The following is a 24888-nucleotide window of genomic DNA, read 5'->3' on the forward strand; positions in this document are numbered from 1 at the left end:
CGAAATACGATAGACTCGTCGCCAGTCAATACGCCGCCCCGGGCGTCTTCGTCTGTCATTCAGCTCATCGATGCGCTATTCGGTCGAAATCAGAAAGTTTTTCTACAGCCAGTACTTTTTCGGCGGCCTGCGGATCGCGGTCGGCGTGTCGCTGCCGGCCGTGCTGTGCCTGATCGTGTTTCACAACCGGGAGCTCGGCTTCACGATCTCGACCGGCGCGCTCGGCGCGTGCGTCGTCGACATGCCGGGCCCGCTGAAGTACAAGCACAACGAAATGCTCGCGTGCAGCGTGATCGGCTTCCTGGCCGCGCTCGCGACCGGCCTCGCCACGCCGAACATCTTCGCGCTGTGGCTGACGATCGTGCCGCTCACGTTCGTGCTGTCGCTGATCGTCGTCTACGGCAACCGCTGGCCGCAGATCAGCTTCGCGACGCTGTTCATGATGGTGATGACGCTCGAGGAGAAGTTCACGCCGCTGCAGGCGCTCATCAACGCGGGCTGGATTCTCGCGGGCGGCCTCTGGTACACGTACTGGGCGACGCTCGTGTCGCAATGGCAGGCGCGCCGGATCGAGCAGCAGGCGCTCGCCGAAAGCCTGTTCGCATGCGCCGACTACCTGCTCGCGCGCGCGCAGTTCTATGATCTCGACGCCGATCTCGACGAGTGCTACCGCAATCTCGTCGCGAAGCAGATCACCGCGGTCGAAACGCAGGAAACCGCGCGCGACATCGTGCTGCGCAACCTGCCGAAGCTGCGCCGCGGCAAGCTCGATCCCGGCCGCACGACGATGTACAACCTGTTCATCAACAGCGTCGACCTGCACGAGCTGTTCGTCGGCGCGCATACCGACTACCCGCTCGTGCGCAACACGTTCGGCGGCTCGGACCTGATCATTTTCTATCGCGACCTGATCTGCAAGGCGGCCGCCGATCTCGAGGAGATCGGCCTCGCGGTTCTCGAGAACCGCGCGCCGCATTCGCGGATCAGCGTGAAGGCCGAACTGCGCGCGATCGAGTACGAGATCGAGCTGATGCGCAAGAAGAACTTCCCGGCCAGCAATGCGGAAGCGTACGCGGCCGTGCTCGCGACGTTCCGGCGCATCTGGAGCGCCACGCGCCTGATCGACCGGATGCGCCGCAACCTGTCGGGCCATGCCGACCCGCAGCAGACCGAACTGAAGATCGACAAGGCGCTCACGCGCTTCCTGCAGCGGCGCCGGATGTCGCCGCTCCTGATCTTCTCGAACCTGAACATGCGCTCGCCGAGCCTCCGCCACGCGCTGCGCGTGACGATCGCGGTCGCGGTCGGCTTCTGGCTCGGCCGGCTGCTGCCGCTCACGAACGCATACTGGATCGTGATGACGACCATCATCATCCTGAAGCCCGGCTACTCGCTGACCAAGCAGCGCAACGCGCAGCGTATCGTCGGCACGCTGATCGGCTGCGCGGCGAGCATCGCGCTGATCTACACGGTGAAGGAGCCGCACCTGCTCATCGCGATCATGTTCGGGTCAATGGTGATGAGCTACAGCCTGCTGCTGTTCAACTACGCGGCGAGTGTCGTGTTCACGTCGTCGTACGTGCTGCTGATGTTCCACCTGCTCGCGCCGGGCAGCATGCGGATCATCGGCGAGCGCGCGATCGACACCGTGGTCGGCTGCATGATCGCGATCGCCGCGAGCCGCCTGTTCCCGTACTGGGAATACCGGCTGATGGGCAAGCTCGTCACCGACACGCTGACGTCGACCCGCAAGTATTTCGAGGCCGTCTGGCGCGCCAGGCGCGGCGCATCGCCGCCGCCCGTGCCGGCCGCCGACGGCGCGGCGGTCGTGCCGGGCGTCGCCGCGGCGATCGAAGCGCCTGCCGCTGCCGCCGCCCTCGACGACGACTACCGCTACCGCCTCGCGCGCAAGGACGTGCACATCGCGTTCGCGAACCTCGGTCAGGCGTTCCAGCGGATGATGATCGAGCCGAAGGCGCACCAGCGCTTCGTGCCGGAGCTGAACGACCTGCTCGTGCAGACGCACGTGCTCGGCGCGCAGATCACCGCCGCCGCGCCGCTGATTCGCAGGGCCGACGAGAACCTCGTCCACGACGACGCGCTGCGCCGCGGCCTGTCCGCCGTGCTGGAAAACCTCGAGAAAGCGGAAGCCGGCGAGCCGCCGCCGGCCGACCAGCTCGATGCGACGAAGCAGATCACGCGCGACCTCGACGCGATGGTCGTGTCCGCGGAAAAATCCGATGCGGTGGGCGCCGAGCTCACGCACGACCTGAAGGTACTCGCGCACCAGTGCAAGCAGATGCTCGCGTCGTCGCTGCTGATCCGCAAGGACGCGAGCGTCATTCGCCTGCCCGCATGACGGCATGACGCTGTCCCGCCGCCGGCCGCGCACGCAAGCGGGCCGGCCGGCGGCGCTCCCCCCGCTCCCCCTTCCGAAGCATGACCCGCCCGCCCCGCACGGCCCGCGACGGCCCCACGCCCGATTCCGCCGGTTTCGCCAGTCAGGGAATACCCGATTCCGGTCCCATGGCCCGGCTTGTTATCATTCGTTCACATTTAAGTTGTATAGACAACTTGAGCCAACCGGGCCGGCCCCGCTCGCCCGGTCCGTCGCATAAAACGATATCGGAGACTCGATGAAGAACTTGCAGCGCCACCTGAGCGCGCGGCACATCCGCTTTCTCGCGCTGGGCTCGGCGATCGGCACCGGCCTGTTCTACGGCTCGGCGTCCGCGATCCAGCTCGCGGGCCCCGCCGTGATCCTGGCCTACATCCTGGGCGGCGCGGCTGTCTACATGGTGATGCGCGCGCTCGGCGAGATGGCCGTGCGCGAGCCCGTCGCCGGCTCGTTCGGCCACTACGCAACCGAAAACCTCGGCCCGTTCGCGGGCTTCGTCACCGGCTGGACCTATACGCTCGAAATGGTGATCGTCGCGATCGCCGACATCACCGCGTTCGGCATCTACATGGGTTTCTGGTTTCCGGACGTCCCGCAATGGATCTGGGTGCTCGGCGTCGTCGCGGTCATCTGCGGGCTGAACCTGTGCCACGTGAAGGTGTTCGGCGAGCTCGAGTTCTGGCTGTCGATCATCAAGGTCGGCGCGATCGTCGCGATGATCGGCGGCGGCGTCGCGATCCTGCTGACCGGCATGCATTTCGGCCATTCGGCCGACGTGCCGACGTTCGCGAACCTGTGGAACCATGGCGGCTTCTTCCCGAATGGGATCGGTGGGCTGATCGCGTCGCTGTCGGTCGTGATCTTCGCGTACGGCGGCATCGAGGTGATCGGGATGAGCGCCGGCGAGGCGAAGGACCCGGAGCGCGTGATTCCGCGCGCGATCAACGCGGTGCCCGCGCGCATCCTGCTGTTCTACGTGCTGACGATGGTCGTGCTGATGTCGATCAGCCCGTGGACCGGCGTCGGCAGCGACGGCAGCCCGTTCGTGCAGATCTTCTCGGCGCTCGGCGTGAAGTCGGCCGCGACGATCCTCAATCTCGTGGTGATCAGCGCGGCGATCTCGGCGATCAACAGCGACATCTTCGGCGCGGGCCGCATGATGTTCGGGATGGCGCGGCAGGGCCAGGCGCCGCGCGTGCTGACGACGACGTCGCGGCACGGCGTGCCGTGGGTCACGGTGCTCGTGATGGCCGGCGCGCTGCTGGTCGGCGTGCTGCTCAACTACCTGATGCCGAAGGACGTATTCCTGGTGGTCGCGGCGATCGCGACGTTCGCGACCGTGTGGGTGTGGCTCATGATCCTGCTGTCGCAGGTCGCGATGCGCCGCCGGCTGTCGAGCGCTGAAGTCGCGGCACTGAAGTTCAAGGTGCCGCTGTGGCCCGTCGCGCCCGCGCTGACGATCGCGTTCATGGGTTTCGTGATCGTGATGCTCGGCTGGTTCGAGGACACGCGCGTCGCGCTCTACGTCGGCGCAGCGTGGCTCGTGCTGCTCGCGGCCGTGTTCTACGCACGGATCCGCCCGAAGTTCGCGCCTGCGTCACGTTGACGCACGACTGACCTTTCCATGCGGCGCGCCGGGTCCGGCGCCCGCATCTGCGCGTCGCCCGCCGCTCCTTTGCGCATCCCGCCGTTCCCGCACGTCGCTTGCGCCCCGGCCGACCGGGCCGACCGGGCCGCAAGGATCATGCGCGGCGTGCCGGGGTCAGTGCGACGCGGCGCTCGCGGCCTCGGCCGGATGGGCCTCGTCGTACGCGTGCTTCTGCGAGATCGCGTTGTACAGGATCGTCCCGATCACGAGCAGCACGGCCACGACGATCAAGATGCTCACGTTGCGGACAGGGTTCTTCTTGCGCTGATCGTTCATGGCCGGTGCGGCTCCGTCGAATTCGTTGAAGCGGGCATTCTACGCGCTTGCGCCCGCGCCGCGACGCCCCCGTTGCACGCCCTCCTCCGCCTTCCCCGCAGCTTTCCCCCACCTTTCATTTGATAATCATTCCCATTCCGATCTAGAATCCGGAATCTTTCGCTTTGTAATGTTCCGGGTCGCTCGGGCGGCAGGCACGCCCCGGAACGCTTCCTCGTCTGCCTTCCTTACCGGAGTCTCCATGTCGAATCCGCGCACCCGCCTGCTGCCGCTCGCCGGCGCCCTCGCCCTTGCCGCCGCCGCGTTCGCGCCGCTGGCCCAGGCGGCCGAGGAAGTGAGCCTGTACACCACCCGCGAACCGAAGCTGATCCAGCCGCTGATCGACGCGTTCACGAAGCAGAGCGGCGTCAAGGTCAATACCGTGTTCGTGAAGGACGGCCTGCTCGAGCGCGTGAAGGCGGAAGGCGCGCAGTCGCCGGCCGACGTGCTGATGACGGTCGACATCGGCAACCTGCTCGATCTCGTCGACGGCGGGCTCGCGCAGCCGGTGCGCTCGAAGGTGCTCGACGACGCGATTCCCGCGAACCTGCGCGGCGCGCAGGGCGACTGGTACGCGCTGTCGCTGCGCGATCGCGTGCTGTATGTGGAGAAGGACCTGAAGGTCGACGCGTTCCGCTACGAGGATCTCGCCGATCCGAAATGGAAGGGCAAGGTCTGCATCCGCTCGGGACAGCATCCGTACAACACGGCACTCGTCGCGGCGATGATCGCGCACGACGGCGAAGCCGCGACCGAAAAGTGGCTGCGCGGCGTGAAGGCGAACCTCGCGCGCAAGGCGACGGGCGGCGACCGCGACGTCGCGCGCGACATTCTCGGCGGCATCTGCGACGTCGGCCTGGCGAACGCGTACTACGTCGGTCACATGAAGAACGCGGAAGCCGGCACCGATGCGCGCAAGTGGGGCGACGCGATCAAGGTCGTGCGGCCGACGTTCGCGAACGCGAAGAGCGGCGGCACGCACGTCAACATCAGCGGCGCGACGGTCGCGAAGCACGCGCCGCACAAGGCCAACGCGGTGAAGCTGCTCGAGTACCTCGTGTCGCCGGACGCGCAGGCGCTGTATGCGCAGGCGAACTACGAATACCCGGTGCGCGCGAACGTGAAGCTCGATCCGGTGATCGCGAGCTTCGGCACGCTGAAGGTCGACCCGCTGCCGCTGACCGACATCGCGAAGCACCGCAAGGCGGCCAGCCAGCTCGTCGACAAGGTCGGCTTTGACAACTGATGCACCGTTGGTCCGCGCGCGCCGCCAGCCGTTCCGTTCGCGCGCGGGCAGCCTCTGGCTCGCCGCGGCCGTCGCGATCGCCGCGGCGGCCGCGGCGCCGCTCGCGGTGCTGGTCGCCGCCGCGTTCGGCGCCGATCTCGCGCACTGGAAGCATCTCGTCGAATTCGTGCTGCCGCAGGCGCTCGTCAATACGCTGCTGCTGCTCGTGGGTGTCGGCGCGATCGTCACGGTGGTCGGCACCGGCTGCGCGTGGCTCGTCACCGCCTACGACTTTCCCGGCCGCCGGATGCTGACCTGGGCGCTGCTGCTGCCGCTCGCGGTGCCCACCTACATCGTCGCATTCGCGTATCTCGACCTGCTCCACCCGATCGGTCCCGTCCAGGGTGCGATCCGCTGGCTGCTCGGCTTCGACAGCCCGCGCCAGTTCCGCCTGCCCGACCTGCGCTCGCTGCCCGGTGCGATCTTCGTGCTCGGCTTCGTGCTGTATCCGTATGTGTACCTGAGCACGCGCGCGATGTTCGTCACGCAGTCCGCGAGTCTTCTCGAAGCCGCGCGCACGCTCGGCGCCGGACGCATCGCGACATTCTGGCGCGTCGTCGTGCCGCTCGCGCGCCCCGCGATCGCGGTCGGCGTGAGCCTCGCGCTGCTCGAAACGCTGAACGACATCGGCGCGTCGGAATTCCTCGGTGTGCAGACGCTGACCGTATCGGTCTACACGACGTGGATCACGCGCTCCGATCTCGCCGGCGCCGCGCAGATCGCGCTCGCGATGCTCGCGATCGTCGTCGGCATGATCATGCTCGAACGCTACGGGCGCCGCCGCCAGCGCTACGCGCACGGCCGGCGCATGCGTCCGGTCGCGCCGCGCAAGCTGACGGGCGCGGCCGCGTGGAGCGTCGCCGCGCTCGGCTGGCTGCCGGTGCTGCTCGGCTTCGGCGCACCGGCCGCCTACCTCGCGGTCGAGACCGGCAAGCGGCTGCATCTCGTCGGCGGCGTGTCCGCGCAATTGCTGACCGGGCTCGCGAACACGCTGGCGATCGCCGCCGCCGCGACCGTCGCAACGCTTGCCTGCGGGCTCGTCGTCGCATGGGCCGCACGCGCGCAGCGCGACAGCGCACGTGCGGGCCCGGCCCGCGCGTGCGCACGCATCGCGAGCCTCGGCTACGCGGTGCCGGGCACCGTGCTCGCGATCGGCCTGCTGATCCCGCTCGCGGCGGCCGACCGGCTGCTCGGCGCGGCGCTCGGCCGCGACGGGCTGCTGCTGATGGGTTCGGCGGCCGCGCTCGTGATCGCGTACACCGTGCGCTTTCTCGCGATCTCGGCCGGCAGCATCGAAGCCGGCCTCGCCCGCATTCCGCCATCGCTCGAACAGGTCGCACGTTCGCTCGGCGAGACGCCCGGCGGCACGCTGCGCCGCGTGCACTTGCCGCTGCTGCGGCCCGCGCTCACGACGAGCGCACTGCTCGTGTTCGTCGACGCGATGAAGGAACTGCCGGCGACGCTGCTGCTGCGCCCGCTGAATTTCGACACGCTCGCGACCTGGCTGTATGCGGAAGCCGCGCGCGGCACCTATGAGGAAGGCGCGGTCGCCGCGCTCGCGATCGTGCTGGCCGGGCTCGTGCCCGTGATCCTGCTCGCGCGCACCCGTCACAAGATCGGAGCCTGACACCGTGAACCTGCTCGAACTCCACGACCTCTGCGTCGCCTACGACACACCGCACGGCCGCCGCACGGTGGTCGACGGGCTGAGCCTCGCGCTGCCGCGCGGCGACATCGGCTGCCTGCTCGGCGCATCGGGCTGCGGCAAGACCACCGTGCTGCGCGCGATCGCGGGCTTCGAGCCCGTGCGCATGGGCCGCATCGTGCTGGACGGCACGCCCGTCGCGGCGCCGTCGCTCGACGTGCCGCCCGAGCGGCGGCGCATCGGGATGATGTTCCAGGACTATGCGCTGTTCCCGCACCTGAGCGCGGCCGACAACGTCGCGTTCGGCCTGCGGCGCATGCCGAAGGCCGAGCGGCGCGTCCGCGTCGCGGACATGCTCGAACTCGTCGGCCTCGCCGATTCGGGCAGCGCGTATCCGCACGAGCTGTCGGGCGGCCAGCAGCAACGCGTCGCCCTCGCCCGCGCGCTCGCGCCGTCGCCGGAACTGCTGCTGCTCGACGAGCCGTTCTCGAATCTCGACGTCGATACGCGCGAGCGGCTCGCGTTCGAACTGCGCGACATCCTGAAGCGCACGGGTCACACCGCGATCCTCGTCACGCACAACCAGGCTGAAGCGTTCGCGATCGCCGACCGGATCGGCGTGATGAAGGATGGCCAGCTCGCGCAATGGGACACGCCGTATGCGCTGCACCATCATCCGGCCAGCCCGTTCGTCGCCGAGTTCGTGCGCCGCGACGCGCTGGCGGACGAACGCGCGCTGGCGCTGGCGCGCGGCCGCTGAGCGGACAATGGCGATGACGACGCGGTGCGTCGGCGTACCGCGCTACGCCGGCTCGGACAGATCGCGCACCGGCAGCGCGGTCGAATACTTGATCTGCTCCATCGCGAACGATGAGCTCACGTCGAACAGCGGCACCGCGCGGATCAGCTGCTTGTACACGCGATCGTAGTCGTCGATGCCGGCCACCACGACCCGCAGCAGATAGTCGGTCTCGCCGCTCATCCGGTACACCTCGACGACTTCGGGCATGTCGCGCACGGCCTGCGTGAAGCGCTGCGCCCACTCCTCCGTGTGCTGGTTCGTGCGGATCGCGACGAACACGGTCGTGCCCACACCGAGCTTGCGCGGATCGCACAGCGCGACCTGCGCGCGAATCGCGCCGGTTTCCTTGAGCCGCTGCACGCGCTTCCAGCAGGGTGTCTGCGACAGGTTCACGCGCTGCGCGAGTTCCGCGATCGGCAATGTGGCATCTGCCTGCAACAGCTCCAGCAGCTTGCGATCGATGGCATCCATTTACCCGGTCCCTCGTAGATAGAAATTTTTTCTATGCATCGTGCATGACGGGGAACAATATGGAAACCGCTGCACGGCGTCGACCGGGATAAATACCAATCAGGGAAGGAGGGACGCGCGATGCGCACGACCCCGTGCGCCCCCGCCCATCGATAATCGGCGCCCCGGACGAAACAGGCGACGCCACGTGTCGAGGTGGAATCGCCTGAAGTCAATGCTGTTTGCGCTGCCGGGTGCGCGCCGCTCACGGCGAATGCGGCACGCACGCGCGCCTCGCCGCGATGTCGCTCAATACGCGACCGTCGCGATCTCGCGCACGAAGCCGTGTTGCTCGAGCGCATCGACGAACGCGACCGCGTAGTCTTCCGCCGAGATGTTGCTGTTGCCCTGCGCGTCCACGATCAGCTTGCCGACGCCCGTGCGGAACGTGCCCGTGCGCTCGCCCGGCGCGATCAGCGCGGCCGGCGCGAAGAACGTCCAGTCGAGATCGCCGGCCGTTTTCAGATAGTCGAGCGCATCGCGGTGCGCGAGCGCGACCGCCTTGTACGCGTCCGGGAAACCTTCGGTGTCGACCAGCTGCTTGCCCGGCGCGACTTCGAGCGAACCGGCGCCACCCACCACCACGAGCCGCTTCAGGCCCGCCTGGCGCGTGCCGGCAACCAGCGCCTTCGCCGCCGCGACCACCTTCGCGGCATCGTCCTGCTTCGGACCGTACGCGCTCGCGACGACGTCGTGACCCGGCAGCGCAGCTGCGATGCTGGCCGCATCGAACAGATCGGCCGCCTTTGCGGTGATGCCGTCGCCGGCCGCGCCGGGATGGCGCGACAGCGCGGTCACGCGATGGCCGCGGCGCGCGGCTTCGGCCGCGATGCGCGAGCCGATCATCCCGGTGGCGCCGAACAGGGCGATGTTCAAGGTATGTTGCGTCATGTCGATTCTCCAGAAATAAAAAGTAACTGCAGTGATTACATATAAGACCGAAAAAAAACGGAGCGAAACTCCGTCGTGCCGGTCGCCGCGTGTGCGCGCCGCCCGGCCTCCTGCCCTGCATCATGCATTGCCTGCGTTCACCCGCCGGCGCTTCCGGCGGGCCGGCTGTCGTGCTCCGATTCGAGCACGTCTGCCGTGACGCCCGCGAGCGTACGCGTGGCAAGCGACGCTTCCATCGCGCGCTGCGCGTCGCCGATATAGTCGATCAGCACGCCCTGGATGTGCCGCCCGACGAGGCACGCGGGATTCGGCGCCTCGCGGTGCAGCGCAAACAGCTGCGCATCGTCGACCGCGCGATACACGTCGAGCAGCGTGATCTCGCCGGGCTCGCGCGCCAGCAGCGCACCGCCGCCCGCGCCGAGCTGCGACGTGGTCAGCCCCGCGGCCGCCAGCATCGACAGCAGGCGGCGAATCAGCGCCGGATTCGTGTTCACGCTGCCCGCGATGATGTCGGACGACAGCGGCGCGCCTTCCTGCATCGACAGCAAGGCAAGCACGTGAACGGCAAACGCGAACCGGCTGCTGGTATTCATTCCTCACTCACTCGGCGACGCCGGCCCGACCCGCGGCCGGCGACAATGTGTAACCACTATAATTACATTTTGCGGATTGCGCAAGCGACGTGTTACTGGCCGCTGGCCGGTTTCGCGCCGGACGCATTCTGCTGGCTCCACTGCTGCAGTTTCTTGCCGGCCTCCGCCATCTTCGCGCCAGCTTCCGACGCCGCGTGCGCGACGACCGCGGAAGCAGCCGCATCGAACTGCGCCTGCGCGGCCGACGCGAGGCCGCTTGCCGACAGCGGCGGCACCGCCGATGCCGCCGACGCGATGCCGGCCTTCGCGGCATTGATCTGCTGGTTGACCGTGCTCGCCATCTGGTCGAGCGCCTTGGCCGCGTTGCTCGCGGCATCGGCGGCCGCGCTCGCGGCCGTATCGGGTTGAGTGGCCGGCGTGCCGGACTTCTCGCAGCCTGCGAGCAACAGCGCCGCACCGACGGCCGCGGCCGCCAGCACGCATCCGGGCAAGCGACGCGCCCGCGAAGTCTTCATCTTCATCAGCAATCTCCGGCCGTGCGCCGCACGGCCTGAATGGTTGGACCGACGTCGATAATACCGCCTGTGGCACAGGTCCAATGACGACTCCCGATTAAAAATGCCTTTCAATTTCGGATTCGTCTGATTCAATCGCAGGCGCGCGGACACTAAAGTGGGCAGGCTTCCACCCGCTCTGTCTGCTTCCTGTTTCCTCATGGCTTTCCTCATCGACTGGTTCATCGCGCTGGCCGCCGTGCTCGCCGCCACCCTGTTCCTGTGCCTTCGCCCACCGTCCGCGCCGCGCCTGCATGCAGCCGGGCGCCCGCGCCGCATGGCGTGCGCGCGCCTGCTCGCTCAAGCGGTAATCGGCTTCTGGACGGCCGCGCTGATCGTCGCGCAAGGCATCTTCGGCCCCGACGGCGACGGCCAGTCCCACGCGGGCTTCGCGGCGCTCGCGTTCGCCGCGCTCGGGCTCGCGACCGTCGCCGCCTACTGGTCCGCATGCGCGCTGCGGCTGCGGCGGCCGCGCACGCTGTTCGCGCGCCGCTGACGCGCCAGACCGGTGCATCGCGGTGCACCGGGACGCGCCTCGCGCGCACCAGTTACGCACGCTTCGCACCATGCACGTGCGCCCGCCGCAGCATCCGCCCGGCACCCGGTCTGCCCCGCTACCGTGCACGCGTCACCGGAATGCCGCATCGCATGGCCTTCCGCACCAATTACACGCAATCGTTCACCAAGTTGGCTCGATACTTGCATTCCTCGCCCGTTTTTTGCGCAAGGAAGCCACGGCATGGATGGTCTGAAATCCGGCGTCGACACACTGTTCCTGTTGATCGGCGCCGTCATGGTGCTCGCGATGCACGCGGGCTTTGCATTCCTCGAGCTCGGCACGGTCCGCAAGAAGAACCAGGTCAACGCGCTCGTGAAGATCCTGGTCGACTTCTCGGTGTCGACGCTCGCGTACTTCTTCATCGGCTACACGATCGCCTACGGCGTCGAGTTCTTCGATGACATCGACACGCTGTCGCAGCACAGCGGCTACGCGCTCGTGCGCTTCTTCTTCCTGCTGACGTTCGCGGCGGCCATCCCCGCGATCGTGTCCGGCGGCATCGCGGAACGCGCGAAATTCAATCCGCAGCTCGTCGCGACGCTGATCATCGTCGGCTTCATCTATCCGTTCTTCGAAGGGATTGCATGGAACGACCGCTTCGGCGTGCAGGACTGGCTCACGCATGCGTTCGGCGCGCCGTTCCACGATTTCGCGGGCTCGGTCGTCGTGCACGGGTTCGGCGGCTGGGTCGCGCTGCCGGCCGTGCTGCTGCTCGGCGCACGCCACGGCCGCTATGCGAAGGACGGCCGGATCGCCGCGCATCCGCCGTCGAACATTCCGTTCCTCGCGCTCGGCGCGTGGGTGCTTGCGGTCGGCTGGTTCGGCTTCAACGTGATGAGTGCGCAGACGCTCGACAAGATCAGCGGCCTCGTCGCCGTGAACTCGCTGATGGCGATGGTCGGCGGCACGCTCGCCGCCTGGATGGCCGGCCGCAACGACCCGGGCTTCACCTACAACGGCCCGCTCGCGGGCCTCGTCGCGGTCTGCGCGGGCTCCGACGTGATGCACCCGATCGGTGCGCTCGTCACGGGTGCCGCGGCCGGCGCAGTGTTCGTCGCGATGTTCACCTGCGTGCAGAACAGGTGGCGCATCGACGACGTGCTCGGCGTGTGGCCGCTGCACGGGATGTGCGGCGCGCTCGGCGGCCTCGCGGCCGGCGTGTTCGGCATGCCCGCGCTCGGCGGCCTCGGCGGCGTGTCGTTCATGTCACAGCTCGTCGGCACGCTCGGCGGCATCGCGATCGCCACCGCGGGCGGCACGCTCGTGTACGGCGCGCTGAAGGCGACCGTCGGCCTGCGCCTCGATCGCGAAGCCGAGTTCGACGGCGCCGACCTGTCGATCCACCGCATCTCGGCGACGCCCGAGCGCGACTGAGCACCCTCAAGCCCCCGGCCGGCGTCCGGCAGCACACCTGACGGACGCCCGACGCATCATTACGTTTTCAATTCAAAAAACTTTCATCGAGCATCCCTACACTTCGGTCCAGTTTTCAACTTGCCTTCGCATGGCTTGCCGATTGCCTGCCTCGCGAAGGCCATTCTTCCAACATCTGAAACTGGACTCCACATGCCCGCGTTGCCCAATGCTTCCCGTCGTCAGGCCCTGAAGATCCTCGCCGGCGCGCCCATGCTGCCCCTCTCCGGCCTCGCGCTGCCGGCCCTGCTGACGGGCTGCGGCGGCGACGACGATCCGGCGGCGACGCCGGCCGCCGCGTACGCGTCGGCGGCGTTCGCGGCGATGGCCGCGCCCACGCTCGACAACGCGGCCGCGATGGCAACGACGACGGTCGGCTCGACGCTGTCGGTGTCGTTCTCGGACGGCTCGTCGCGCAACTTCAAGCTCGCGTACCGGCCGTTCTTCGTGACGGGCGACATGGTGCCGGACGGCAAGGGCGGCACGACGCTCGCGGGCGGCTACTACGACATCAACAACCAGCCGATCATCGACCGCTCGGTGGCCGGCAAGGAGCGCCAGTTCTATTCGGACTGCCCGGACGGCAGCTCGCTGCTGACGCTGAAGAACGCGAGCGTCGCCGGCGTGAAGGGCAACACGGTCTTCGCGGTCGTGCAGTTCGAATACACGACGCGCGACCAGGCGAGCGCATCGCAATACGGCCAGCTGCCGTCGCCGATCGCGGTGATCACGCTCGACCAGGATCCGTCCAACGGCGCGCTGAAGGTCGTCAAGTACCACAACGTCGACACGTCGAACGCGCACGGCCTGTGGATCACGTGCGGCGCGAGCCTGTCGCCGTGGGGCACGCACCTGTCGAGCGAGGAATACGAGCCGGACGCGACGAAGGCCGCGACCGACGCGCAGTTCAAGGCATTCAGCAAGAACACGTTCGGCGACGAGACGAAGGCGAACCCCTACCACTATGGCCACCTGCCCGAGATCACGGTGAACCCGGACGGCACCGGCACGGTGAAGAAGCACTACTGCCTCGGCCGCATCTCGCACGAGCTGATCCAGGTGATGCCGGACCAGCGCACCGTGATGATGGGTGACGACGCCACCAACGGCGGCCTGTTCATGTTCGTCGCCGACAAGGCGGCCGACCTGTCGGCCGGCACGCTGTACGTCGCGAAGTGGACGCAGACGTCGTCCGCCGGCGCGGGCAGCGCGACGCTCACGTGGATCAAGATCGGCCACGCGACGAGCGGCGAGATCGAGACGCTCGCGAACACGCTGAAGGCGTCGGACATCATGGACCTGACGACGACCGACCCGAGCGACGCGAGCTACACGAAGATCCACTTCGGCGGCAAGTTCAACTGGATCCGCGTGAAGCCCGGGATGGAAAAGGCGGCCGCGTTCCTCGAGACGCACCGCTACGCGGCGCTGATCGGCGGCAGCATGGCGTTCACGAAGCTCGAAGGCACGACGGTCAACGCAAAGGACAAGATCGTCTACACGGCGATGTCGCGGATCGAGACGTCGATGGTCAAGGGCAATGCGGTATCGCGCGACGTCGCGGTGGACAAGAAGATCGCGGCAGGCGCCGTCTATGCGCTGAACCTCAAGGCCGGCCAGCGCGACACGTCGGGCGGCGCGATCGACAGCGAATGGGTGCCGGTCGACATGGGCGCGCCGGCCGCGCTCGTCGGCGAGGACCTCGCCGCGGCCGATGCGCTCGGCAACCTCGCGAACCCGGACAAGATCGCGAACCCGGACAACCTGAAGTTCTCCGAGAAGCTGCGCACGCTCTTCATCGGCGAAGACTCGGGCATGCACGTCAACAACTTCCTGTGGGCCTACAACGTCGACACGAAGTCGCTCGCGCGCGTGCTGTCGTGCCCGGCTGGCGCCGAATCGACGGGCCTGCACGCGGTCGACGAGATCAACGGCTGGACCTACGTCATGAGCAACTTCCAGCACGTGGGCGACTGGGAGTCGCCGCTGCACGACAAGGTCAAGGCGACGCTCGATCCGCTGGTGCGCGCGAACTACAAGGACCGCTTCGGCGCAAGCGTCGGCTACCTGACGGCCGAGCCGACCAGCATCAAGCTCGCGAAGGCCTGAGCCGCCTGGCCGGGCGTCCCTAACTGAACTGCACCCCAAAGGTTGGATTCGCATCCAACTTCCTGGGGTCAGTTCATAACCGGGCGTCCCTTTCTCCATCACGTTTCATTCGTCGGCGCTCCACGCCGTTTTACGCGCGATGCCCGTTGCGGGCGTCGCGCTTTTTTTGCGCGCGGTTTGCATCGCGTGGTGCCGAACCCGCGTCAACGCAAGCCGGCCGGCACCTGTCCGGGCAGCGAGCCGCCCGGAAAACCGGACAGGCTCGGCGCCCTGGCCGGCAGCGTCGGCGCCGCCGCCGACGCGTCGCCGGCCGGCGCGGCCAGACCCGGTGCGAGGTAAAGAAACTTCCATTGCCGATAAGTTTCGACGCCCTCGAAATCCTTGTATCGATCCGGAAATCCCGCGCGCTTGATCGTCGCGCCATCCGAACTGCTGTGGACGCCGTAGAAACGGTCGGCCCGCCACAGGAACGACCAGTCGTTCTTGCCGCTGACCGGATCCGGATACGCGCGGCGCAGGTGAGGCATGGGCTTCGGAAAGCGGGTATCGTCCAGCAGGTCGTCGACCGTTTGCGGGTACGCGCGCGCGAGACGGTAGTACCCGATGACGGCCCTCCGGTACTGGTCGCCGACGAACAGCAGTTGCCGCTCCTGTTCGCGGCGCCGCTGCAGCGACCAGACGTCCAGCGCGCCGGCCAGCGCGATCGACATCAGCATCAGCGCGATCAGCAGCGCAAGCAGCACCAGCCCGCGCTGCCGCCCGCCGCGCCGGCAGGCATGCATCGCGCGCGCGACGCCGCGCCCGGCCCGGTTCATTTCGCCGCTCCGGCCACGGCCGCGGCTGCCGCTCCTGCGACGCCCGGCGGCACGCCCTGCGCGCTGCTCGCCGGCCCCACATCGTAGACGCCCGGCTTGGTCTCGTCCGGCGATGCAAGCGTCGCCCATTTGTCGTCGCCATTCACCGGATCGACCGGAACCGCGCGCAAATAGTGCTTCGCGACCAGCTCGTCGAGCGTCTCGGGATACTGTCCGTTGTCGCCGTAATACTGGTCGATCGCATTGCGCATCACCGCGAGGTTCTGCCGCCGCACCTGCTCCTTGCCGCGCTCGATGCTGTGCATGTAGCGCGGCACGGCCAGCGTCAGAAGCAGCCCGATGATGGCCATCACGACCACGATTTCGATCAGCGTGAAGCCGCGGATCCTGCGGATGCGAGCGGGTGTCATGATGAACCGTCACCATTGTTTGTATGGAATGCCGTTGATGCCGACCCGGGCGGATTTCGACGTCACGTCGAACACGTCGTTGCCGGGCTCGATGCCCGCAGGGGGCGCGTCGGCCACCGGATCCGGCGGCGTGCCGTACGCGCGCACGTCCCAGGTGTCCTCGGCCCGCGTATCGGGATCGCCGATGAAGAACGGATCGCGCGGCACCCGGCGCAGGAACATCAGCAGGCCGCCCTTCGGGTCGCGGGCGTTTTTCACACCCGTCACGAGCACGGTCAGCGACGGCGGATAGCCGGACGCTTCGGCCTCCTTCTCGATCTGCCCCGCATCGCTCGCGTCCTTGTACGCATCGAGCGCAGTGCGGATCTCACGCAGCGCGGCGCTCAGTTCCTGCTCCTTCTGACGCTGCACGATCAGTTCGGAGAACGGCATGATCGCGAGCGCGAGGATCGCCACGAGCGCGAGCGTGATGACCATCTCGATCAACGTGAAGCCGCGCCGGCCGATACGGCCGCCGCGCGTTGCTGCGTTGCGGGCGGCCACGGCTCACTTCCCGACCGGGCGAAGCGGGTTTTCGCTCGGGATATCGCCCGCCGGCATCTGCAGCGTCGGGGGCGCGGCGGCCGGTGCGGCGGCCGGCGCGTTGACCGCCGCGGCAGCCTGCTCAGCCGGCGCCGGCGCCGGTGACACAACCGGCGTCACGGTCGTGCCCGGCGCGGGCGCCACTTCATTGCCCGCCGGCGCTGCCGCCTGCGCAGCACCGCCCGCCGGCTGCTCCGCCGCGGCGGATGGCGCGGGCGACGCCGGCTGAGGCCTCGAGAACCGCCCGCCATAAGGGTCGGGCGGCGGCGTCGTGCGCGGGGCAACCGGCAGTTGCCCGAACGCGCTGCTCCCCGGCGACGGCTGCGTACGGTTCGCCGCGGCCTCCAACGGCGACGGCGCCGCGCCACCCGACGTCCCGCCGCCCACGCTGCCCGGAACGACCTTCGCCTCTGCCTTCGCCACTGCAGGCGCCGCTCCCTTCGCTTCTGCCTTCGCCTCCGCGGGCGTCTCCGCGTTCAGCACCACCGGGTCGAGTCGCAACTGGTCGGCGTGCACGTTGACGTCGGTGCCCGACCACACTTCCTGCGTGTCCGCATCCGCCGCCACTTGCGGCCGGACGACATGCGGCGTGATCTGCAGCACGATCTCGGTCTTCTTGTGATCGCCGCCGTGATCCGAGAACAGGCGGCCGAGCACCGGCAACTGGCCAAGGCCCGGCACCTTGTTCGCGTTGCGGCGGTCCTCGTCCGAAATCAGGCCGCCCATGATCTGCGTTTCGCCGTCGCGAAGCCGCAGGCTGGTCGACGCGCTGCGCGTGCCGATCTGATAGGCGAGCGAGCTTAGCCCCTGCGAGTTGCCGCTCGAGATCGTGTTGGTGATGTTGCTGACTTCGAGATTCAGCTTGATGCCGACGTCGCCGTCGCGATAGACCTGCGGCTCGACCTCGAGCTTGATGCCCACGTCGAGGTACTGGATCATCTGCGTAAACGACGGGCCGCTGGTGCTCGGCGTGCTCGAGCTCGAAATCACCGGCACCTTGTCGCCGATCATGATGCGCGCCTTTTCCTTGTTGCGCGCGCGGATGCGCGGACTCGCGAGCAGATTCGCGTCGGTATCGGTCAGCTTGAAGTCCGCGGTGGCCGACAGGCCGCTGACGTTCAGCGCATTGACCGGCAGATGGTGCAGCGCCCCCCAGGTATTGACCGTGCTCGGCGTCGACACCGTAAACGAGTTGGGCCAGTTGATGCCCAACTGCGACATCCGGTCATGCGATACCTCCAGCACCTCGACCTCGAGCATCACCTCCGGCTCCGGCAAGTCCTGGGCCGCAATCATCTCCTCGGCGACCTTGATCGTGTCCGGCGTGCCGCGGATCGTCACCGTGTTCGAGCGCTCGTCGATCACGGCCTCCTTCACCTTCAACAGACTCTTCAGCAGCGACTGGATCTGCTTCGCGTCGACGTTCGACAACTGGAACGTGCGCACCTTGAGCTCCTGGTATTCGAGCTCCTTGGCCGGCGTCGCCGGGTAGATGAACAGCGTGTTCGCGTTCATCTGCTTCTTGTCGAGCTGGTTCTGCAACAGGATCATGTCGACCGTGTCCTGCAGCGACGCGTTCTGCACGAAGATCGTCGTCTTCAGGTCGGCGCGCACGTCGCGATCGAAAATGACGTTCAGCCCGGACGTCCGCGACAATGCCTCGAACACCATCCTCACGTTCGCGTCGCGGAACTGCAGCGACACCGGCGTGCGCATGATCGACGACGCCGCGAACTTGTCGTCGCGTTCCGCGTGTTGCTGGCGGCGCTTTTCGTCGAGGTCCGCCTGCATCCGCGCCGCCATCGCATTGGCCGGATCCTCGACCAGCACGCGATGCACGCGTTCGGCCGCCTGCGCGTACGAACCGCGCTTCATCATGCGGTCCGCCTCCTGCAGGATCGCGAGATGCTTGCGGTCCTGGTCGATCATCGTGGCGATCCGGCGCGCGCGTTCACTGGTCGGATCGAGCTGCTTCGCCATGTAGACGGAGCGCGCCGCGTCGTCGAACGCGTTCTGCTGGCGAAACGTGTCCGCGTTGTCAAGCAGCTGGTCGACCGCGTCGTTGCGCTCGTGCAATGCGTCAATCTTCACCTGCGCGTTGGTCGGATCATCCTGAAGGTTCGGCACATGCGCGCAGCCGCCGCATGCGAGCAGCGCCGCCGCGATCGCCAGCGCGCGCTTCGTCGCAAGCCGGTTCGGCGATGCCGGCCGCGCGTCGTCCGTCACGACGGAACGAGGGCGCGTCGGCCGGCCGCCGTCCCCATCGCGGCACGCATCCCGTGTACGTATGGTTTCCATTTACTTTCCTTCCATTGGAATGGGCACCATCTGAATCTGGTTCAGCGGCAGATAGGTGAGCACCACGTTCGATTCGGACACCGACTCGACCCGATACTGGCTGTCGATCACGTCACCCGGCGAAACGATCAGCAACTGATCTCCGTTGCCGAGAAACACGTGCGGCTTCGCCGACTTGGCGTCCTGTTGGCCGAGATAGACGAACGGTACGGGCGGCGCGGTCGGCGGCGCCGGACGCGTTTCGGGCGGCGGCGGCACGACGGGAGGCGGCGGCAGCCATGACGACGCCGTGAAGGGATCGTGCGCCGCGTCGACGGACACGGGCGCACGCAATGCGGCGAGCTTTTCCCGCGGGGTCGCCACCGCTTCATGCGACGCGGGCGCAGGCGCCGCGGCATGAGAGGCCGCCGCGATGCGCGCGCGGGCCGGCGCGGGCGCCACGCGCCCGCTGTCGCGATGGACGATGCCGCTTGCACCCGGCGCCGGCTGCTGCATCGCCGCCACCAGCACGCGATATCCGGTACCGGCGACGACGAGGCAGCCCAGCACGAGCACGACCACGAGTCGATTGCGCGAAGCGGGTTTCATGACGGTGAAGATCATGGCTGGGCGCTCCGATAGACGAGTTCGAAACGCACCCGCGCGTCGAGAATGCTGCTGCCCACCGCCGGACGCTCGACGTGGATTTCCTGCAACGCCGCGTTCGGCACGTTGTTCAGCACCGATGCGAGAAAATGCCGGATCGCGCCGTACTGATCCTTCACCGGGAGCAGCACCTGGTAGCGCGCGAAGCGCGCGCCCGACTCGGTCGTCATCTGGTACTCGGCGGACCCGAGCGCCAGATGGCTGTCGCGCGCCTGCTCGAAGATCGATGCAATGTCGTCCGCGCTTTGCGAAAAGCGCGGAAAGAGCTCCGGCAACGTGTCGAGCGTCGCCGCATCCACCGCCGTGCCGCGCACGTCGGCCGGACGATGGCCGTGTGCGGCGCGCACCACACCGGCCGGCGCCTGTATTGCGCGCGTGTCGGACTCCACGCCGGCGATCGCCGCATACGTGATGCCCGCGGCACCGAGCATCAGCATGCCGGCGAGCCCGGGCAGGCCGAATGCGCGCCGCCACGCGAAACGAAGCGTGAGCAGGGGGTCCGCGACACGATCGGCTTTCATGATTTCCTCCAGACGGCCGTGATCTGGAAACGCACCGGCTTTCCCGCCACGTTTTCCTCGACGAGATGACCGTTGAGCGTCGCCTCGCGCAGCATGACGCTCGTCTGCAAGTACTTCAGGTACGCGATCATCGCGTCCGGGTCCTTCGCTTCGGCCGTGATGCGAATCTGGCCCTGTGCCGGGTTCTGGTCGATGCCGATCAGCGCGACGTCATGGCCCGGATAGTCCTCGACGAGCGAGAAGAGCGTCTGCCACGGCACGGTCAGTTCGCGCAGCACGGCCTGGCTCTGCTTTTCCGCGAGCCGCGCGGCCGCGGTCGGCGGCGGCTTCACGACGTGTTGCTGCGCGAACGTGCGATGCTGGACGACCGCCAGACGCTCCCTGACGCGATCGTTTTCCGCATACGCATGCCAGAGCCGGACGGCGCACGCGCCCCACAGCAACGCGGCGACGCCGAGCAGGATCACGCCGCTCGTGCCGATGCGAGCGCGGCGCCGGCAAAAATCGATGTCGAGCGTGCGGATCATGATGCGTACTCCAGCAACCGGCGCGCAGGTGAACCGTCGAGCGCCGCGCGGCGCGGCAGTATGACCGCGGCAAAACGCGCCTCGAATGGCGCGGCATCCGTGTCGACGCCGGACAGATAGACCTTGCAGTCGTCGCGCTTCAGGCCCGTCCGCGTCGCCGAGCGCTCGAACAGTTGCTCGGCGAGTTCGGCAAGCCTCGACGCATCGCCGGACTCACCCGGAAAGAGGCGCTGCGCATCGTACGCGGTCCACTCGCCGCGTTCGATCATGACCGCCTGCAGCAACGCTTCGCCGACGACGAGCAGCATCGCGTCGCCGTCCGACTTCACCGCGACCCGATTGAGCGTTTCCGGAAGCCCCGCACGAAGGCAGCGGATGCGAACGTCGCCGGATGTGCCCGTCGCGAGAATGCCGTCGTACAGCGTGCGCGGCAGCGCGCTCGCAAAGAGCGCACGGCCGCCATGCCGCACGTCGAAGCGCGTGACCAGCGACTCGGCGGCGACCCCGTACGTGTCAGAGAAATGCGCGAGCGCGATTTCCTCGAGCTCGCGTGCGTGCAGCGCGCGGAAATCGCCGCGCAGGATCGCATGGCAACACCAGAAATCGTCGAGCACGATGTGCGCGCCGCGCGCGGCCGGCCGCTTCGCGCCGCCGTCGCGGCCGGCCGTCGCGGCCAGCGCGGCACCCAGCGCGTCGAGCACCCCCGTCTCGCTCCCGAAGTGTGCGTCGGGAATGACGACGCAGAGCGGATCGGCGACGAACCCGCGCCGGCCCGGCCGCCACCATGCGGGCGGGCGGATGCCGACGACGATCTCGCGCGTGCCGATGCCGACAGCAAGCCGATCATTCGACCATGGTGACACGATTGATCTCCTCGAGCGTCGTTTCGCCGCGCTTCACCAGGTCGATCGCCGACGCCCGCAACGTCGTCATGCCGTAGCGCAGCGCCGCCGCCTTGATGTGTCCGAGCGGCGCGCGCTCCGACAGCAGTTGTCGCAGCTCGTCGTTCATGCGCAGCGCCTCCGCGATCGCTCGCCGGCCGCGATAGCCGCTGCCGCGGCACATCGCACACCCGGTACCGCGGCGAAACAGGTAGCTGCCGGCCGTGTCCGGGTCGATACCCGAGCGAGCGAGCGCATCCGCGTCGACCGTGTCCTCGTCCAGGCAGTCCGGGCAGCACTGGCGCAGCAGTCGCTGCGCGATCACGCCGTTCAACGCCGATACGAAGCTGTACGGATCGACCTCCATGTTGGTGAAACGGCCGATCACGTCGAACACGTTGTTCGCATGCACGGTGGTGAACACCTGGTGACCGGTCAGCGCGGCCTGCACGGCGATCTGCGCGGTTTCGGGGTCGCGGATTTCGCCGACCATGATCTTGTCCGGATCGTGCCGCAGGATCGACCGCAATCCGCGCGCGAACGTCAGGCCCTTCGCCTCGTTGACCGGAATCTGCAGGATCTCGCCCAGCTGGTATTCGACGGGATCCTCGATCGTCACGATCTTCTCGAGCCCGTTGTTGATTTCAGTGAGGATCGCGTAAAGCGTCGTGGTCTTGCCACTGCCGGTGGGGCCCGTGACGAGCAGCATGCCGTACGGCATCGACGCGACCGACCGCATGAAGCTCGTGTCGGCGGACTGGAACCCCAGCGCCTCGAGCGTCAGGCCGCCCGACGCCTGGGAAAGCTGGTAGCGGTCGAGAATCCGCAACACCGCGTCCTCGCCGAACTGGTTCGGCATGATCGACACGCGAAAATCGATCTCGCGTCCGGCGTACATCGCCTTGAAGCGCCCGTCCTGCGGAATGCGGCGCTCCGCGATATCGAGCTCGGAGATCACCTTCACGCGCGACAGCACCTGGTCCGCGACGTCGCGGCCCTCCACGCGCCCCACCACCGTCAGCACGCCATCGACCCGGCACTTGATCATCAATCCGTTTGCCCGGCATTCGAGGTGGATGTCGCTCGCCAGCATCTTGAGCGCGTCGTAGATCGTCGAATTGAGCAGACGCACCACCGGGCTGTCGTCGCTGCTGATGCCCTGCAGCGTCAATGCCAGCGACGCCGGATCGGGCGCGCTCTCGATCGGATCGTCGAACGCGAGCGAATCCATCGCGCGGATGTCCTTCTCGCGCACGGCAAGATAGGCGCCCAGGTCGCCCGCGCTCGCGAGCGCCCATCCGTACGGCAGTGCCGGGTGCGCACGCATCCGGTGCTCGACCCAGCCGCGCGTGCGGGCATCGAGCGGATCGGCGATCGCGAACAGCAGCGCGCCGCAGTCGGGATCGCGCAGGCACACGCAGAGGCGCGCCGTCGCCTCGACGAACGGCACCAGCTCGAAATCCGGCTCCAGGCGGTTCAGTTCGCGGATGCCGATCGGCTTCATCCGGAATTGCGATGCGAGCCGCTCGCGCATCTCGTCCGCGCCCAGCGCCGTCTGCGCCGTCAACGCCTCGAGCGCGCGGATGCCCGAACCGTGCCGTTCGCCGAGCGTGCGCAGCAGGTCGCGCAGTTCGGCGTCCGCGTCGGGACGGTTGTCGGGGGAGGATGTGACGGGGTCCACGCGCGCCTCCAGGACGGCCTACTGAATGCTCGACGCGATCTCGAAGATCGGCATGTACATCAACACGACGATGCCGCCGATCACCACGCCGATCACGATCATCATCGCGGGCTCGATCAGGCGCGAAATCAGGTCGATCGTGCGCGACACCTGGGCTTCCTGAAACGCGGCAATCCGGTCGAGGACAGGCCCGAGCCCGCCGGTTTTTTCGGCCACCGTCAGCAGGCGGTAGCCGATCGCGTTCGCCAGACCGGCCTGCTGGAACGCATCGGACATCTTCACGCCATTGCGGACCTGCTGCAGCGCGCGCGCAAGCGCGGCCTGGTCCGCGCGGCCGACCAGGCCGCGCGCGAGCTCGAACGCACGAATGGCGGGAATGCCGCCGTCGACCAGCATCGCCGTCGTGCGATAGAACTGCGACTGGCGAAACACGCGGAAGTGTTGCCCGATGCCGGGCAGCGCCAGCAGACGGTCCGCGAGCCAGATTCGCAGTGCCGGACGCCGCAGCGCGATACCGGTGGCCACCGCCAGTACCGCCAGGCACCCGGCCAGCTCGGCGCCGTGCGCATGCACCATGCTGCCCCACGCCATCAGCAGCCGCGACATCAGCGGCAGTTCGCGCCCGCTGTGTTCGAGCAGCGTCGCGAAGCGCGGCACTACGAAGCCGAGCAGGAACAGCACGACGGCCGCACCGACGAACAGCAGCACCGTCGGGTAGATCGCCGCCGCCACCACCCGCGCGCGCAACTCGCGCAGCGTCGCGCTATTGAGCGAATAGCGCGTCAGGCTGTCGGCGAGGCCGCCGGTCTGCTCGCTCGCCCTCACGCACGCCACCAGCACCGGCGGAAAGATCGGGCTCGCGTGCTCGAGCGCCGCCGACAGCGACTGCCCTTCCTCGAGATGCCGCAGCAGGTCGCGGCACACCTGTGCGGACGCTTCGCGCCGCGCGTTGCCACCGAGCGTGCGCAATGCGTCGACGAGGCCGACACCCGCATCGAGCAGCGCCGCCAGCTCGCGCGCAAACATGTCGACGTCGAACCGCGCCCCCGGCATCCCGAGCCGGGTCGCGCGGCGCCGCTGCCGCCCGGCGTCCGTACTGACCGAGACGACGCGAAGGCCGCGCGCTCGCGCGAGCGATGCGGCGTTCGCCGGCGAATCGCTGTCGATGCGAAGCGTCTGTACCGAGCCACTCGTATCGAATACCCGCAGCACGAATTTCACGTCGACTCTCCTTGCGGACTGCTCGCGACGCGCGCGGCAGCCGCCCCCTACCACGACGAGATCGTCACGTTCTCGCCGGTACCGCTGCCGCGTCCATCCTTGCCGAGCGAAAACAGGTCGTAGTCGCCGTGCTCGCCCGGTGAACGATACTGATAGGGCCGATCCCACGGATCCACCGGTACGGCCTTCTGCAGATAGGGGCCGCTCCACCGCGACTCGCTTTGCGGCTTGTTCACGAGCGCATCCAGCCCCTCCTCCGTCGTCGGATAGGCACCGACGTCGAGCCGGTATTGATCCAGCGCCTGGCCGAGCGACACGATCTGCGCACGCGCGATCTTCACGTTCGACTTGCCGACCTGTTCGAAATAGCGTGGCGCGACGAGCCCTGCCAGCAAGCCGATGATGACCATCACGACGAGCAGCTCGAGCAACGTGAAGCCGCGGCTCGCGCACGCGCGGCACACGCGTCGTTCGTCACGCTGCCGCTGACCCGGCCCGCCGGTCGGGATCGACGATTCATGGCTCACGGCTCCCCCCCCTGTATCGACCCGCGGCATCAGCGCTGCCGATGCCGTTGACTGCATT

The 24888-nt window shown here is 67.9% G+C and carries 24 protein-coding genes; 8 read left to right on the forward strand and 16 right to left on the reverse strand.

Annotated features, from left to right (window positions below):
* Window positions 1-70: 70 nt before the first annotated feature.
* Complete coding sequence (locus DIE22_RS15350; protein ID WP_124605438.1) at window positions 71-2359, forward strand: FUSC family membrane protein; 2289 nt, start codon at window positions 71-73, stop codon at window positions 2357-2359.
* Window positions 2360-2636: 277 nt separating this feature from the next.
* Window positions 2637-4004, forward strand: coding sequence for an amino acid permease (locus DIE22_RS15355; protein ID WP_124499521.1), 1368 nt, complete (start codon window positions 2637-2639; stop codon window positions 4002-4004).
* A 156-nt stretch (window positions 4005-4160) separates the two neighbouring features.
* Here DIE22_RS15355 and DIE22_RS15360 read toward each other — a convergent pair whose 3' ends face one another.
* Window positions 4161-4322: a hypothetical protein gene (locus tag DIE22_RS15360; protein ID WP_006476417.1), complete on the reverse strand. Its 162-nt coding sequence runs from the start codon at window positions 4320-4322 to the stop codon at window positions 4161-4163.
* Between the two features lie 241 nt (window positions 4323-4563).
* Here DIE22_RS15360 and DIE22_RS15365 point away from each other — a divergent pair, with 241 nt between their 5' ends.
* From DIE22_RS15365 to DIE22_RS15375, 3 genes are read left to right on the forward strand one after another with little or no spacing between them, the layout of a single operon-like run.
* The gene (locus tag DIE22_RS15365; RefSeq protein WP_124499520.1) at window positions 4564-5607 is read left to right on the forward strand and encodes a Fe(3+) ABC transporter substrate-binding protein; all 1044 of its coding nucleotides are present in this window, start codon (window positions 4564-4566) and stop codon (window positions 5605-5607) included.
* Complete coding sequence (locus DIE22_RS15370) at window positions 5597-7273, forward strand: iron ABC transporter permease (protein WP_124605439.1); 1677 nt, start codon at window positions 5597-5599, stop codon at window positions 7271-7273. Before DIE22_RS15365 ends, DIE22_RS15370 begins: the two co-directional genes overlap by 11 nt.
* Before the next feature lie 4 nt (window positions 7274-7277).
* On the forward strand, window positions 7278-8051 hold the full coding sequence (locus DIE22_RS15375) for an ABC transporter ATP-binding protein (protein WP_124605440.1): 774 nt from the start codon (window positions 7278-7280) through the stop codon (window positions 8049-8051).
* Window positions 8052-8093: 42 nt separating this feature from the next.
* On the opposite strand, the gene DIE22_RS15380 is transcribed toward DIE22_RS15375, so the two are convergent.
* The 4 genes from DIE22_RS15380 to DIE22_RS15395 form a co-directional block, all read right to left on the reverse strand.
* Window positions 8094-8564, reverse strand: coding sequence for an Lrp/AsnC family transcriptional regulator (locus DIE22_RS15380; RefSeq protein WP_006754321.1), 471 nt, complete (start codon window positions 8562-8564; stop codon window positions 8094-8096).
* Window positions 8565-8852: 288 nt separating this feature from the next.
* The gene (locus DIE22_RS15385) at window positions 8853-9494 is read right to left on the reverse strand and encodes an NAD(P)-dependent oxidoreductase (protein ID WP_124499517.1); all 642 of its coding nucleotides are present in this window, start codon (window positions 9492-9494) and stop codon (window positions 8853-8855) included.
* Window positions 9495-9631: 137 nt separating this feature from the next.
* Window positions 9632-10087, reverse strand: coding sequence for an Rrf2 family transcriptional regulator (locus tag DIE22_RS15390; RefSeq protein WP_124605441.1), 456 nt, complete (start codon window positions 10085-10087; stop codon window positions 9632-9634).
* Window positions 10088-10179: 92 nt separating this feature from the next.
* Window positions 10180-10608, reverse strand: coding sequence for a hypothetical protein (locus DIE22_RS15395; protein ID WP_124499515.1), 429 nt, complete (start codon window positions 10606-10608; stop codon window positions 10180-10182).
* A 193-nt stretch (window positions 10609-10801) separates the two neighbouring features.
* Here DIE22_RS15395 and DIE22_RS15400 point away from each other — a divergent pair, with 193 nt between their 5' ends.
* From DIE22_RS15400 to DIE22_RS15410, 3 genes are all read left to right on the forward strand, one after another.
* Window positions 10802-11137 (forward strand): hypothetical protein, encoded by a 336-nt coding sequence (locus DIE22_RS15400; protein ID WP_124605442.1) that lies wholly within the window; start codon window positions 10802-10804, stop codon window positions 11135-11137.
* Window positions 11138-11380: 243 nt separating this feature from the next.
* Entirely contained in the window at window positions 11381-12574 is a 1194-nt protein-coding gene (locus tag DIE22_RS15405; protein ID WP_124605443.1) for an ammonium transporter, read from the forward strand.
* A gap of 192 nt (window positions 12575-12766) precedes the next feature.
* Window positions 12767-14722 (forward strand): PhoX family phosphatase, encoded by a 1956-nt coding sequence (locus DIE22_RS15410; protein ID WP_124499512.1) that lies wholly within the window; start codon window positions 12767-12769, stop codon window positions 14720-14722.
* 203 nt (window positions 14723-14925) lie between these two features.
* Here the strand turns inward: DIE22_RS15410 and DIE22_RS15415 are convergent, their stop codons facing one another.
* From DIE22_RS15415 to gspG, 11 genes are read right to left on the reverse strand one after another with little or no spacing between them, the layout of a single operon-like run.
* A complete protein-coding gene (locus tag DIE22_RS15415; protein ID WP_124499511.1) occupies window positions 14926-15537 on the reverse strand; it encodes a type II secretion system protein in 612 nt (203 codons plus the stop codon).
* Window positions 15534-15947 (reverse strand): type II secretion system protein, encoded by a 414-nt coding sequence (locus DIE22_RS15420; RefSeq protein WP_124605444.1) that lies wholly within the window; start codon window positions 15945-15947, stop codon window positions 15534-15536. Before DIE22_RS15420 ends, DIE22_RS15415 begins: the two co-directional genes overlap by 4 nt.
* A 9-nt stretch (window positions 15948-15956) precedes the next feature.
* Window positions 15957-16490 (reverse strand): type II secretion system protein, encoded by a 534-nt coding sequence (locus DIE22_RS15425; RefSeq protein WP_124605445.1) that lies wholly within the window; start codon window positions 16488-16490, stop codon window positions 15957-15959.
* 3 nt (window positions 16491-16493) lie between these two features.
* Window positions 16494-18827: a type IV pilus secretin PilQ gene (locus DIE22_RS15430; RefSeq protein ID WP_124605446.1), complete on the reverse strand. Its 2334-nt coding sequence runs from the start codon at window positions 18825-18827 to the stop codon at window positions 16494-16496.
* Window positions 18828-19430, reverse strand: a complete 603-nt coding sequence (locus DIE22_RS15435; RefSeq protein WP_124605447.1) for a hypothetical protein — start codon at window positions 19428-19430, stop codon at window positions 18828-18830. It abuts the gene before it with no gap.
* Window positions 19427-19993, reverse strand: a complete 567-nt coding sequence (locus DIE22_RS15440) for a hypothetical protein (RefSeq protein ID WP_124499506.1) — start codon at window positions 19991-19993, stop codon at window positions 19427-19429. The genes DIE22_RS15435 and DIE22_RS15440 overlap by 4 nt, the downstream gene beginning before the upstream one ends.
* Entirely contained in the window at window positions 19990-20520 is a 531-nt protein-coding gene (locus DIE22_RS15445) for a hypothetical protein (RefSeq protein WP_124499505.1), read from the reverse strand. Before DIE22_RS15445 ends, DIE22_RS15440 begins: the two co-directional genes overlap by 4 nt.
* Window positions 20517-21383, reverse strand: a complete 867-nt coding sequence (locus DIE22_RS15450) for a hypothetical protein (RefSeq protein ID WP_124605448.1) — start codon at window positions 21381-21383, stop codon at window positions 20517-20519. The genes DIE22_RS15445 and DIE22_RS15450 overlap by 4 nt, the downstream gene beginning before the upstream one ends.
* On the reverse strand, window positions 21364-23082 hold the full coding sequence (locus tag DIE22_RS15455; RefSeq protein ID WP_124605449.1) for a GspE/PulE family protein: 1719 nt from the start codon (window positions 23080-23082) through the stop codon (window positions 21364-21366). Before DIE22_RS15455 ends, DIE22_RS15450 begins: the two co-directional genes overlap by 20 nt.
* Window positions 23083-23100: 18 nt before the next feature.
* Window positions 23101-24303: a type II secretion system F family protein gene (locus DIE22_RS15460; protein ID WP_124499502.1), complete on the reverse strand. Its 1203-nt coding sequence runs from the start codon at window positions 24301-24303 to the stop codon at window positions 23101-23103.
* Window positions 24304-24350: 47 nt separating this feature from the next.
* The gene (gene gspG / locus DIE22_RS15465; RefSeq protein ID WP_185640619.1) at window positions 24351-24767 is read right to left on the reverse strand and encodes a type II secretion system major pseudopilin GspG; all 417 of its coding nucleotides are present in this window, start codon (window positions 24765-24767) and stop codon (window positions 24351-24353) included.
* Between the last annotated feature and the right edge of the window lie 121 nt (window positions 24768-24888).

This window comes from Burkholderia sp. Bp9142 (genome assembly GCF_003853415.1).
Classification (GTDB): Bacteria; Pseudomonadota; Gammaproteobacteria; order Burkholderiales; family Burkholderiaceae; genus Burkholderia.